The 13,303-nt window shown below is 44.7% G+C and carries 14 protein-coding genes; all 14 read right to left on the reverse strand.

The window, feature by feature from the left end; genetic code table 11:
* On the reverse strand, positions 1 to 1,137 hold the full coding sequence (locus DC487_RS11275) for an efflux RND transporter periplasmic adaptor subunit (RefSeq protein WP_116776092.1): 1,137 nt from the start codon (positions 1,135 to 1,137) through the stop codon (positions 1 to 3).
* A 23-nt stretch (positions 1,138 to 1,160) separates the two neighbouring features.
* A complete protein-coding gene (locus DC487_RS11280; protein WP_116776093.1) occupies positions 1,161 to 4,337 on the reverse strand; it encodes an efflux RND transporter permease subunit in 3,177 nt (1,058 codons plus the stop codon).
* Between the two features lie 10 nt (positions 4,338 to 4,347).
* Complete coding sequence (locus tag DC487_RS11285) at positions 4,348 to 5,715, reverse strand: TolC family protein (protein WP_239016369.1); 1,368 nt, start codon at positions 5,713 to 5,715, stop codon at positions 4,348 to 4,350.
* A gap of 124 nt (positions 5,716 to 5,839) precedes the next feature.
* Positions 5,840 to 6,112: a hypothetical protein gene (locus DC487_RS11290; protein ID WP_239016370.1), complete on the reverse strand. Its 273-nt coding sequence runs from the start codon at positions 6,110 to 6,112 to the stop codon at positions 5,840 to 5,842.
* Between the two features lie 241 nt (positions 6,113 to 6,353).
* The gene (locus DC487_RS11295; protein ID WP_116776096.1) at positions 6,354 to 6,854 is read right to left on the reverse strand and encodes a DUF6691 family protein; all 501 of its coding nucleotides are present in this window, start codon (positions 6,852 to 6,854) and stop codon (positions 6,354 to 6,356) included.
* Between the two features lie 12 nt (positions 6,855 to 6,866).
* A complete protein-coding gene (locus tag DC487_RS11300; RefSeq protein ID WP_116776097.1) occupies positions 6,867 to 7,430 on the reverse strand; it encodes a YeeE/YedE family protein in 564 nt (187 codons plus the stop codon).
* 7 nt (positions 7,431 to 7,437) lie between these two features.
* Positions 7,438 to 7,731, reverse strand: coding sequence for a thioredoxin (trxA, locus tag DC487_RS11305; RefSeq protein ID WP_116776098.1), 294 nt, complete (start codon positions 7,729 to 7,731; stop codon positions 7,438 to 7,440).
* A gap of 1 nt (position 7,732) precedes the next feature.
* Positions 7,733 to 7,930 (reverse strand): DUF6132 family protein, encoded by a 198-nt coding sequence (locus tag DC487_RS11310; protein ID WP_116776099.1) that lies wholly within the window; start codon positions 7,928 to 7,930, stop codon positions 7,733 to 7,735.
* Positions 7,927 to 8,148, reverse strand: a complete 222-nt coding sequence (locus DC487_RS11315) for a hypothetical protein (protein WP_239016371.1) — start codon at positions 8,146 to 8,148, stop codon at positions 7,927 to 7,929. The genes DC487_RS11310 and DC487_RS11315 overlap by 4 nt, the downstream gene beginning before the upstream one ends.
* A gap of 202 nt (positions 8,149 to 8,350) precedes the next feature.
* A complete protein-coding gene (locus DC487_RS11325; protein ID WP_116776100.1) occupies positions 8,351 to 8,680 on the reverse strand; it encodes a rhodanese-like domain-containing protein in 330 nt (109 codons plus the stop codon).
* 11 nt (positions 8,681 to 8,691) lie between these two features.
* The gene (locus DC487_RS11330) at positions 8,692 to 10,110 is read right to left on the reverse strand and encodes an MBL fold metallo-hydrolase (protein ID WP_116776101.1); all 1,419 of its coding nucleotides are present in this window, start codon (positions 10,108 to 10,110) and stop codon (positions 8,692 to 8,694) included.
* A 92-nt stretch (positions 10,111 to 10,202) separates the two neighbouring features.
* Positions 10,203 to 11,000, reverse strand: coding sequence for a sulfite exporter TauE/SafE family protein (locus DC487_RS11335; RefSeq protein WP_116776102.1), 798 nt, complete (start codon positions 10,998 to 11,000; stop codon positions 10,203 to 10,205).
* Positions 11,001 to 11,060: 60 nt separating this feature from the next.
* Positions 11,061 to 11,684 (reverse strand): Crp/Fnr family transcriptional regulator, encoded by a 624-nt coding sequence (locus DC487_RS11340; protein WP_116776103.1) that lies wholly within the window; start codon positions 11,682 to 11,684, stop codon positions 11,061 to 11,063.
* A gap of 384 nt (positions 11,685 to 12,068) precedes the next feature.
* Complete coding sequence (locus tag DC487_RS11345) at positions 12,069 to 13,208, reverse strand: DUF4932 domain-containing protein (protein WP_116776104.1); 1,140 nt, start codon at positions 13,206 to 13,208, stop codon at positions 12,069 to 12,071.
* Positions 13,209 to 13,303: the final 95 nt, after the last annotated feature.

The following is a 13,303-nucleotide window of genomic DNA, read 5'->3' on the forward strand; positions in this document are numbered from 1 at the left end:
CTATTTGTTTATTATCTTCGATGAGCTCGCAGGCTCGGTTTTACCCTCTTTGATTTCCTCGGAGGGTTTGATAATGATTTTATCGGCTTGAGAAAGGTTACCGAAAACCTCTGTCAGCGTATCTAAACGAACGCCCTCGCTTACGGCAATCCGTTTTACTTCATCGCCCTTCAACGTCAGCACATACGTTCCCGACTGCGTGTTCAATACGCTCTTGGTCTGTACCCAATTGGACGGGCTTTTACGCTTTAACTTCAGCTTGACCTGCGCATAATCGCCGCCATGCAATTCGCCTGACGGGTTGCTCACATCAAACTCCAATGTAAGCGAACGGTCTTGTTGGTCAAGCAAGCCCGATGTACGGGAAAGTTTGGCATCAAAGGTCTTACCTGGCTGTGAGCTTACGGTAAATGTTGCGGGCATATCCTGCTGAACGGATGATGTGTGTTTTTCGGGCAGGGATAAGGTAAGGCGGAGCTTATTGCTCTGCGCCATCATAAATAATGGCGTATTGCTCCCGGTTCCTGCCAATGCGCCGACCGAAACATTCCTTTGGGTAATCACGCCGTCAAACGGTGCTGTAATGCGTAGATACTGCGACAACTGCGAAGAATACGCCGTACCCGCTTTGGAAGCATCATAAGCGGACTTCGCACTCTCCATCGCACTTTTAGCCCTGTCGAGTTCAATGTCCGCTACAGCTCCCGTTGTTTTGGAAGCCGTTACCAATCGCTCATAAGCCTGTTTTGCATAGAGGTAATCGCTGTAAACCTTTTGCTCTGTGGATTTATCGGAAAGGTACTGCTGCTGCATTTCGGGGGCTTCCAGCACCGCCAGAAGCTGCCCTTTGCGCACCCGGTCGCCACGGTCAACGTATAGTTGTTTTACAAACCCCGTGATCTTTCCATACACTGATACCTGCTCGAAAGGTTTAAGTTCTGCCGGAACGGATATTTCGTATTCGGGATTGATGACCTGTACGGGAGCCGTTTTATAATTCACGGGTTTAGGCTGCTCCTTTTGTGCCTGTCCTTTTTCCTGCTCCTTTTGTGAGCAAGCCAAAAGCAACAATACCAGCGATGCGATCAGTGCCAGTACGGTTTTTGATTTTCTATTGATTGAAATGCTGTGATACATTGTTTTCTATTTTTAAAAGTTTGTTATATCGTTTGTTTACCGGATTTTTCTGCATAATACCTGCTGTCTGCATCATCAGGGTCTAACGACGGGCTGACAGTGGAACTCCTCGACATCAGGGAAGAAAAGAAGTGCGGAACCAATAACAGGATGGTTACGGTAGAGGCAATCAGCCCGCCGATTACCGCCCTGCCCAAAGGGGCTACCTGTTCCGCTCCGTCGCCCAATCCCATCGCCATTGGCAACATCCCGGCAAGCATCGCCGCCGCCGTCATCAGTACAGGTCTTAATCTTGACGAAGCCGCAAGCCTTGCGGCGTTGAGCGGTTTCAATGCCATCTTATTCCGGTAAAATTCAGCCTGATTGACCAATAGCACTGCATTGGATACCGATACCCCAAGCGACATAATGATACCCATATAGGATTGCAGGTTGAGCGTACTGCCCGTGAGGAATAGAATGATAAGGCTGCCCGCAATCACGGCAGGCACTACCGAAAGGATGATGAGCGGTACTTTGAACGATTGGTAATAAGCGGAAAGCATCAGAAATATGGCGATAATGGCTACGCCCAAACCTGCCAAAAGGTTGCCCAACGTATCATCCAGCAACTGTAATGTTCCCTCTGTCCATACGATAGTCCCACGGGGCGGTTCTCCCGCATCATTGATGGATTGTTTTACCGCCCGTGAGGCCGTACCCAAATCCTTGCCGTAAACATTGGCAACGATGGTTACATAGCGGTTCGGTCCCTTGCGGTTTACCTGCGCCGGAGCCGTGACCCTGCGTATGGTTGCCACATCCTCCAGTACCGGGCGAAGACTTCCGGATTTCAGCGGAAGCGAACGTAATCTTTCCTCCGACATAATGCCCTCCGGTATCTGTACCTGTGTCTGGAATACCAATCCCGATCGTGGGTCTATCCAAAGGTTCTTGTCGGTAAAACGGGTAGATGAGGTAGCCGTAACAAGGCTTCGGGTAATATCCTGCATCGTCAGCCCGAACTGCCCGGCAAGGTCACGGTTGACCTCGACTTCCATACTTGGATAGGCAATGGGTTCCGCAATGCGGACATCCCGCAGGTACGGCACTTTTTTCAGGTTGGCTTCAATCTTTGACGCGTGTGCAAAAGCACTCTTTACCTGACCTGCGCCGACCTTTACCTCAATAGGGGTCATCGCTCCCTGACCCATAATCTTTTCGGTCAGTTCCATCGGTTCAAAATTGAAAGCGACTTCGGGGTGGTTTCTGATAATCTTATTGCGGACTTTCTCTTTGAAATCTTCCATTGAACCGCCGTACACGTCCTGATTGACAGATATTTGCAATACGGCTTCGTGGGAAGCGTTACTGAAAAGGAATATTGGGTTGATAGGCGAACCTGCGGGGTGCATCCCCACAAATGCGGAGGTAATGTTCAAGCCATCTTCAGGCAGTTCCGCTTTTATATTCTCGGTAATCTCTTTGACAATCTGCTCTGTTTTTTCAAGCCGGCTACCCGGCGGGGCGTCTATGCGCACTTGAAAATCGCCGTTATTGGAAACGGGCATTACGTCCGTACCCACAACGGTCAACAGAATACCTGCAATAGCACCAGCGACCAGCACATATACGACAAAAAGCGGTGCGGCTTTAGTTGACCATTTACGCATCTTGAATGAATACTTTACACGGAACTTATCGAAGAAAGCCCGCTTTCTCGGTGTGGTGACTTCCGTGTTATGCTTGTTCTTCATCATCCAGTTTGCCAGTATCGGCACAAAGGTCTGCGAAGCCAGAAAGGAAGCTATCATCGCAAAGGCAACCGCCATTGACAAAGGCATAAACATATCTTTCGGGATGCCCGTCATAATAAAGGCAGGGGTCAGCACCGCAAGGATACAGAGCAATATCAGCAATTTGGGGATGGAGATTTCGAGCAGGGCATCCACAATCGCCCGCTGTTTGGGCTTGCCCATTTCCATATGCTGGTGTATGTTCTCTATGGTTACCGTGGCTTCATCGACGAGAATACCGATGGACAGCGCAAGACCGCTCAACGTCATAATATTGATGGTCTGCCCAAAAAGGTGCAAGACCGTCACTGCCGACAGGATGGCAATAGGAATGGTCAGTACCACAATGATGGCTCCACGGGTATCGCCGAGGAACAGCAGTATCATCACTCCTGTAAAGACCGCACCCAACAATCCCTCGTGGATAAGGTTGGATAGCGAGCGTTCGATATAGCTGGATTGGTCAAATTCATAGCTGACCTTTACATCTTCGGGCAACTGGTCTTTCAGCATCGGAATGGCAGCCTTTAGGTTCTCCACGGCATCCAATGTGGAAGCATCCGATTTTTTGATAATGGGCAGGTAAACCGAACGTTTGCTGTTAATCAAAGCATAACCTACGGTCTGGTCTGCACCATCCTCCACACGGGCGACATCGCCCACATATACGGTACGGTTGTCGCTTGTTCGCACAGGGGTTTTCAATAATTCTTCGGGTCCTTTGGCAATAGAGTTAATCGGAGCCATCAGGTTTTTATCGCCAATGCGGATATTTCCCGCAGGCGACGGAAGACTGTTCTTCGTAATAGCTACCGTTATATCTTCGGGACTTAACCCGTTCGCCTGCATCGCTTCGGGGTCAATATTGATGACGATGGAACGGATGTTACCGCCGAAAGGCGCAGGGGATGTAATGCCCGGAATTTGTACGAACATCGGTCTTATTTTGGTCAGTGCCAATGTTTGTATCTCGTTAACGGAACGCTGGTCGCTTTCAAAAACGAGGTTACCTATCGGAAGCGAACTGCCATCGAACCGTACCACCATCGGGGGGACGGCTCCGGGCGGCAGGAAGCCCATTGCCCTGGATACGGACGTAGATACTTCCCCGGCAGCCTGTGCCATATCCGTTCCGGGATAAAACGTCAGCTTCATCAGGGTTAGCCCCTGTACACTTTTGAAATCAATATTTTTTACACCGCTCACGAACAGCAGCACCTTTTGGAACTCGTTTGCCATAAACCCGTCCATATATGCGGGGGACAATCCACCGTAGGGCATAGCGACGTACATCGCAGGCAGTTCCACTTCGGGAAATATATCTACGTTTATTTTTTTTACTGTATTGTAGGAAAAGAAAGCTATAGCCAGTACGACAACCATAATCGCAATGGGCCTTCTTAACGCAAATCTTATCATGTTCATATACGATTAATTAAAGGTTGTTAAACAAAAAGTCGAAATCGGCAGTAAGCTCCGCTTCGTAAGCCAGCAAAACCCAATAATCACGAGAAGCCTCGATATGGGCATTCTCCGCCTGTTCCAGCAAGATGCGTATCTGCAACAGTTCGCTGAGTGTAATCAGACCGCTCTTATACCTTGCCAGGTACATATTGTAGGCCTCCTGCGACTGCTGTACGGCAAGTTTCGTTTTCTGAAGCTGCTGGTACTGCTGGACGATTTTTGCCTGCGAAGCGGATAAATCCGCCTGCATCGCCTGCTGGTACTGTGATTGCAATAATTTGGTAGTTTCTGCTTCTTTGAAAAGCTGCTCGACTTTCGCCCGATTGGAATGCAGGCTGGTCAAATTCCAAGTGATACCGATACCCGCCAAAAAATTATTGGTGGTATTGCTGAACCCGTCTTTCCACGCTCCCGATACCATACCGCCCGGACTGATGCCCGTCCCCCTGTAGGCATAACCGCCCAATAGGTTGATGGAGGGCAAGGAAGACCTTTTTTGTGCCTCGCCGCTCAACGTGTAATACGCTGACTGCTTATCCAAAGCACCTAAAATAGGGTGCGAAGGATTGATGGTGTTGACTTTGTTCAGACCAATTGCTGCGGGATTGGCAAACCGTCCGGTCGATGCCGTATAATCGACGCTATCATTGCCGTACAGTTCCAGTAGCTGGATAAAGGAAGCGTTTTTTAACCCATTCCATTTATCGTGTTCGCCCATTGCATGTACGTAGGATGATGAGGCGAGCAGGCTGTCTGCCGCAGGTCTTAGACCCGATGCGGACAAGCCCGAAGTTATTTTGCGGATGTCGTCAAGGCGGTCGGCATTCTTCCCGGTCCATTGCAACTTGGCATCGTTGTACAGAAGAATGATATACCTTTCCGATAATGTCTTTTTCAGACCCAGCAGGTAAGCATCCTTATCGCTGACCGATTTGTCATATAAAGCACCCGCAGCCTCGTTCTGCTTGCGGAGCTTGCCGAAAGAGAACAGTTCCCAATTGACAATGGCCGAGCCAAAGGTATTGGCAACGGTGGTACTGCCGTCCAACGGCACTGAACCATTTACGCTGAAAAAGCCCGGCTGCGGGAAAAACCCGCCTGCGCTTCCCTCATAGGTTCCGTAGGTATTCTGTACCTGTGCGTTCACCTGCGGGAGCATATTGCCCTTTACCGTCCGTTGGTTATATTTTGCGGCATCAATCGCCGACATTTTGGCTCCAACTCCAGGATAACTTTCTTCGACCTTAGACCACAGGCTGCCTAAAGTATGTTCCTTTTGCTGCTGCGCATATAATGGAAATGCAGCAACAACGGCTAACCACAATAGTGCGGTCGCCATAATATGCTTTATCATATTACTCTACAAATTTTGGAGAGGTCGCAAAGGCGACCCAACATTATTTTAAATTGAAAACAACAGAAATTCCCATTAAACTTGTGCGGTCAATAAGGGAAAAAGGGAATTAGCAGGCGTAATGGATGATGAGTTTCCGGTATTCCAGAAAGATAGGAATAGCGCTTCGGATTTTACCGTTGCTGTTGTAAAGAGGATGTTTGTTTTCGTTGCTTACCGGAGGAACCCCAAGCAGAAAAAGAAATGCAGCAGTTAAGATAACGGCAGGCAATAAATCGTTCGCCTTGAAAGCATTTTTTTGAACGATTTGGGTATCTTCAACATTCAATTGAGAACAATTTGCAAGCGTAATGGTCGAAAGGTTATGAATGGCTTTGGGCATGCTTCGCTCTGTTTTCACGGGAATTCCGACCAGATTTTTAATGCTTGTCTTGACAGCACAGGACGTAAGCAATATCAATAGCATTGCTGCGCATACTAAAAAGTACCGCTTGCAATTCACTATAATATTTGATATCGTGCTTTCCAAATGTTTACAAAACTAGCTTTATTTCAATTAGCTAACAAACACAACATGATTTTTGCGTGTTTCCCACGAGAATGATACACTAATTTTTCAATTTTCAATGCGGCAACTTTTCCCTAAGTGCGCCATACACCCAGGTTCCTGCAATGGCACTCAGCAGGGTAACCGTGATAACAGTAGCTCCCGTTCCAATTTGCGCAAAGAGAGGACCCGGACAGGCTCCAGTTATTGCCCATCCAAAGCCGAAAATCAGTCCGCCATAGATTTGTCCCTTATTGAATGTTTTGGGAGCAATCTTGATGGGTTCACCGTAAATAGTCTTGATGTTGAATTTCTTTATCAGGAAAATGGAAATCATACCCGTTATGACTGCACTCCCGATGATACCGTACATATGAAAAGATTGCAGGCGAAACATTTCCTGTATGCGGAACCAGCTGATGACTTCCGATTTCACGAATACGATACCGAACAGTATGCCGATTATCAGGTATTTGATATTATGCTGCCATTTGTGTTCCAAACCGCTTTCATTTACACACATCACATCCAGCTCACCAAGCTGTAAATCTTTTTCTGTATCTCTATTCTGTTGCATTGCTTGTCAGGATTATAATGAAAGTATATAAGGTAAAATCAGGTTTGCCATAATAAAGCCGCCGATCATAAAACAAATGGTGGCAATTAGTGAGGGCAACTGTAAATTGGATAAACCCATAATCGCGTGTCCGCTTGTACAACCACCCGCATAGCGCGTGCCGAAGCCTACTAAAAAACCACCTAGTACCATCAGCAAAAAGCCTTTTAGCGTAAACAAAGATTTCCAGTTCATAATCTCTGCGGGCACTAAGTTGGAGTAATCGGTAATGCCGTAGCCCGCTAATTCCGTCGCTAGCTTTGGATTGATCTCAATTGGTGCTGGATTGGATAAAATGGTAATGGCAATGGCTCCACCCAGAAGTATACCCAAAACAAATATCAGGTTCCACGCTTCTTTTTTCCAATTGTACTTAAAGAAAGGGATACCCGCAGGCATACAGGATGCGCAGATGTGCCGCAGTGAGGAACTAATGCCAAATGATTTGTTGCCGATTATTAAAAGTGCCGGTACGGTTAATCCTATCAATGGACCAGCAACGTACCAAGCCCACGGTTGTTTTAAAAATTCTAACATATATATGCTATTTGTTTTCGTTAATTAATTTTTCCAGTTCATCCGCCGGGAAGATCCCGGACTGCCGCCAGCATACTTCTCCCTTTTTGAATATAATGAGCGTAGGTACGCCCTGCACTTGATAAGCTGTCGCCGCCTGCGGATTCTTGTCCACATCAATTTTGATAATGCTTGCATTATCGCCTATCCGCTGTTTTAATTCTTCCATGATGGGCGACATCATTTTACATGGCCCGCACCATTCGGCAAAGAAATCCACCAATACGGGCTTATCGCCATTTATGATCTCCTGAAACGTCATACTATTTTTTGTCTTTTTTGAATGTTAATAATAGCAGACCGCCCATAGCTGCGCCGTACAGGGCACTATTGAAAGGATCGGAGGTAATGGCGCAACTACCCGTGTTGCAACCGATAAATATCCAATAGAAAAAGCCTGCGACTGCTCCGATAGCTATGCCGATTATGGTTAACAGATGTTTTTTAGCGAACTTCTTCATACGATATATCTTCCAATTTTTTTAGGCGTTCTTGGAACAGGGGTACTGCAACCTGATACGCCGCAGCAACCGATGTTCATCAGTGGCATCAGTGCAAACAGACTACCCAAGCCTGCAAGTATCCATTCTTTTGCCACAATGCCCTGCACTATGATAAAAATGCCCAATGCTACTCGCAGCACCCGCATTATTTTCCAGTTCTTACGGTAGTTTTTCATTTTCGTTTCTTTTTAAAGGTGCTGATGCCAAAGGGCGGGTACAACGGGCAAAGGCTGATGAATGAGGTAAAATACAAAAGCTACCGCCACTGTGCCCAATTGGATGGCTAATGTTTCCGAAATGGTATTTGTGAAGTACAAAACACCCATGCCACTGCAATGAGTATGCGGACTGCCTTATCTGCCGTTCCCATATTCTTTTTTATACCTGTTGGTTTTCTTGGAGGACCATCTGATTTACGTTTTGCCACGTTCCACCGTTGATAACATCCTGAAAGCCGTTCTGCTCTAAGATGTTTTTCGCCTGCCTGCTCCTGTTCCCGCTCCGGCAGAAGACAATGATGTTCTGCTTGGCGATGAACTTCGAGAGTTGTTCATGCATGTTATCCAACGGAATGTTGACCGCTCCCTTTACGCTTCCTTCGGCAAACTCGGCGGGTTTGCGCACATCGACAAGGAAAGCTCCGTTTTTTACCACTTCCGTAAGCTGGTTGTTATCTGTGTTACCGAATACGGCTGAAAAAAATCCCATAGTTTTAAATTTTAAGCGTTCCTGCACGATGCCTCTTTGCACGCGGTTGTTGTACCCGTAGCCGCTAACCATTCTTTCATCCCGCCGGAAAAGTTCTTGACGTTCTCAAAACTGTTCTTGGCAAGGATGGAATAAGCAACTGCCGAACGGTCGCCCGCCTGGCAGTGAATGACCACCTGTTTGTCCTTACTGATTTTATCGAGGTTGTCCGGCAGGGTTCCGACAAAGACATTGTCCGCACCGGCTATGTGCCCTGCCTCATATTCGGTCGCACCCCGAACATCTACTATCTGCACATTGTCCTGTCCGATGTAGGTCTTAAATTCGTTCAAATCAATTACCTCTGCGCTCTGCAGGGCTATGCCGATATCGCCTACCTCTGAAATATAACCGTATATATTGTCTAAACCAATACGCATCAGCTTACGGGTCAACTCTTCCATCTGATTGTCTTCGGCGACCAATATAAACTGCTCTTGATAATTCAATAACCAACCGCACCACGTAGAAAAAGAGTTATTACCCGGAATGTTCAGGCTACCGGGAATAAAGCCACCTGCGAAATCTACCTTATTGCGCGTATCTATTACCTTCATGCCTTCTTCATACGCAGAAATAAACTGCTCTTTGGATAGCTTCGGGTGGTTCGGAACTTCGATCAGTAGTGGACGGTCAACTTTGTTCAGGTGCTTCATCATCGCAAAGTATTTCGGTGGTTCGGGCTGGTCGGCTAACAGGTAGTCGATGAACCCTTTTTCATTTTCGCTGTATTGAAGCGCCCAGTTTCTTATTTTCTCATAGCCAACGGTAGAACTTGCTACGGCTCCTAAAGCTTTTCCACAAGCCGAACCTGCACCATGGCCTGACCATACCTGAACATATCCTGGCAATGCTGCAAACTTTTTTAACGATGCAAACATTTGTTTGGCTCCATCTTCTTTTGTTCCTGTAATCCCCGCAGCTTTTTCGAGTAAATCAGGGCGGCCTATATCGCCTACAAACACGAAATCGCCTGTGAACACCATAACGGGTTTATCTGTCGCAGGATGGTCGGTCAGTAAAAAGCTGATGCTTTCGGGTGTGTGACCAGGTGTGTGCATAACCTCCAATGTGAGGTTGCCAACCCGGATATTGTCGCCGTCTTTCAGCCCTTTGTGCGGGAACTGGTATTGCCAGTCTTCTCCACCCTCGTCCGAAAGGTACATTGCTGTCCCCGTTACTGCCGCCAGTTCCCTTGAACCGCAAAGAAAGTCTGCGTGTATGTGGGTTTCGGCAATATGCGTGATGCGCAGGTTGTTCTGCTTGGCAATCTCGAGATATACATCAATATCCCTCTGGGCATCTATTACGATCGCTTCTCCAGTTTTTTGGCAGCCTATCACATAACTTCCCTGTGCTAAACTCTTATCATAAACGTGTTGAAAAAACATATTGACTTATTTTAAGTTATTATTCATTTTATTACTACAAATATCCGATACTTATTTTTTCTGTACAGCTACTTTAGTTACATAAGAACAGTTTATTTTAATAGGGTTTCTTTGAGAACTATATAGATGCCCATAACCAGCACAAACCAGCCGAAAGAGGGCTTTAATTTTGTAGACCTTATCTTTGTGGAAAGGTAGCTGCCTATCAGTATGCCGACGATGGCTATGGAAGCGATGCTCAGTAGAAAGCCCCATTGTACGGAAGTGTGAGGCAGAGAAAACAGGAAGCCCATCAAAGAGTTGATGGAGATAATGACCAACGATGTGCCTACGGCTGTTTTCATCGGCAATTTCAGAAGGTGTACCAAAGCGGGGATTATCAGGAAGCCGCCGCCTGCGCCAATCAGACCCGTAACCACACCGATAAAAATTCCCTGTAAGAGAATTTGAAAATAATAGAATTGCTGTTTTTGAACTGCTTCAATATCTGCCTGCCGGTCCTTCCTTATCATACTGTACGATGCCGCAATCATCAGTACGGCAAAAAGCAACATCAACAGCGTATTATTCGTTACGGTGTAGCTCCCGATAGTGAAGACGTCCTCCGGGATAGCGGGAAGCAGGTACTCCCGTGTCAGAAAAATGGCGGCAATGGAAGGAATACCGAAAACAATGGCGGTTTTGATATTGACCAATCCTTTCTTGAAATAGGAAAAAGAACCGACAACGCTCGTTGAGCCAACGATAAAAAGGGAATAAGCAGTTGCCAATATGGCATCAAGGCTGAACAAGTAAACGAGTACCGGAACGGTAAGAATGCTGCCCCCGCCACCAATTAGCCCCAAAGAAATACCAATAAAAATTGATGCTGAATAGCCCGCGATATCCATAGACTTCTGAATTGATACTGCAAATTTGCACCAATCCAAGAAACTGTACAGTTACATTTGTTACATAAGTGTGATTTTGTTTCTGCCCAATCGAACCGTTCCCATCTCTTCCAACTGTTTCAGCAGCCTCGATACGACGACACGGGCAGTACCCAATTCATTGGCCAGTTGTTCATGGGTAATGTTCAGGATATTATTTTCGGTAAGTTCCTGCTTCTTGTGTAGCAGAGCCAATAGACGTTCATCTATCTTTTTAAAAGTAATGGCATTGACAATCTCCAGCAGTTCTTCAAAACGTTTGTGGTATAAACGAAAAATATAATCCAGCCATTGTGGATATTCCTTGATGAACAGAGCTACTTTATCCATCGGAAGAAAAAGGATTTCTGCATCCTCTTCCACTTCTGCTTTGACCTTGCTTGTATCATTGTGCATACCACCGAGGAACGACATAATACAGCTTTCCCCAGCTTTGATGTAATACAGCAGAATTTCCCTGCCATCTTCTTCTGTCCGAAAAACTTTAAGCGTTCCCTTGGTTACGATCGGGATAGAACGGATAGAGGCATTTTCGTTTACGATTACACTACCAGATTCATACTCTTTCCTTATACCGTTTGCATATAGTTTCTCCACCAATTCAGGAGAGGATTTAAATTCTGTGATCTGTTCCAATGATTCCATCCGAAATTTTCAATGCATATAAATAATATTCATTTGCAATTTAATATTTGACACAACAATCTATATCTCAAAAAAATATAGAGCAAACTATTTCTCCGCATAATAAAGATTGGGAATTTCATTAATGAGAAAACATATATCACAATAAGTTCAATAATTATGCCTATCTCACGCAAAGCCATGAAATTTTAAAACTTGAGTAAGTTGTTCTATACCCTTCGTTTTATGAGACAGATCTAATTTTCAAAAATGTAAGTTATAAGATTTGTGACGATCTTAATCGTTGTGATTATTGCCCCAGATCTATAATCAGGGGATAAAAGGATAATCTTATTCGTTGTAGTGACGTTTTTGGTGTAAGTTCAAATAAATCGTAAACCATTGTCATTGAGTTTCGCACCAGTCCAATAGTGGTGTATATAAATTTTCGATTTTTGGATATTTGCCACTTTTGTACAATCCAAGTAAAGTCATATTAAATTCAGAGGATTTTGGGAATCCTTTTACATTCATTTTATCATTCACGTGATCAATCATTTGTTGAAATAGTTCTTGATCATCCTGTATCTGGTCATATGAATAGAGAATAAATAATCCCCATGTTAAGTATTCATCGAAAACTTTCAATGCATTCGGGTAATGTTCGACAGTCTTATTATTTACATCTACCCACTTTGCCCGGTCGTTAAATATTAAATTCAAACGATCCAAGTACTGATCACTTACAGGACCCACATAGTTATGGTCAATTTCGGTAAAGATTACCCTTATATTCATAAGCTTTTTATACCTGTCAGACCATTCTTTGTTCTTTTTGATAGTTGGTAGAAAGAGTAACATTTCTCGGAAGTTTTCGTCCGTAAAGGTATGCGTAGCATTCATTCCTGCAATCAATGGCGATGTAAGTATACGATAACTATGAATCTCGTAGTCGAAGCGAGTTTCTAGCCAATCTTTTTGTTCTTGAACGGCAGCGTAGAGTTCATACTCTGATTTTAAAGAGTTGTAATACGTTTGGTTATCGATGTAAAATTTACGAAAATTTGTCTTCTTTACGAAGTCTTCTAAATCTGCCTGGTGCGTTATTATGGGATTAACGCTTATTTCATAATTCCCTATCCCTTTCCCTGGAAAATTATAGACAGTTGTTGGAATTAGCCTATTGTTATTAAATCTAAAGCCATAGGCATTTGCTGACAGCAGAAAATAGTTTACAAGACTTTCTCGAAGCGACTTGTCGAACTCTTGCACTACAGACATTTGTGCAAATGGTAAAAAGTGGTTTTGAACTCGGCTATAATAACTCGTCTCACGGTTTACCATATTGGGATTTTCTTTCGCAAAATCCGTTATTGATAATATGATATATATAAGCTCTTGGATTTCGTTGATTTCTACCGTTGTTTTTCCATCGTTCTCTTCAATATACTGTCTATTGAAAACTACCTCCTTTTCTTGAGAAAATAAGCAATTCGAAATTACAAGAAATATAATAATCGTAGATACTTTAATAGAAGTATTCATATTTAATGTTTGGCACCTTTAAACTTATGATCTAGTTAAGATAGTAAAAAATAACATAGTATAAACTTTTGAAATACATCACCACTTCGAAAAAA

The organism is Sphingobacterium corticibacter, from assembly GCF_003076635.1.
GTDB lineage: Bacteria > Bacteroidota > Bacteroidia > Sphingobacteriales > Sphingobacteriaceae > Sphingobacterium > Sphingobacterium corticibacter.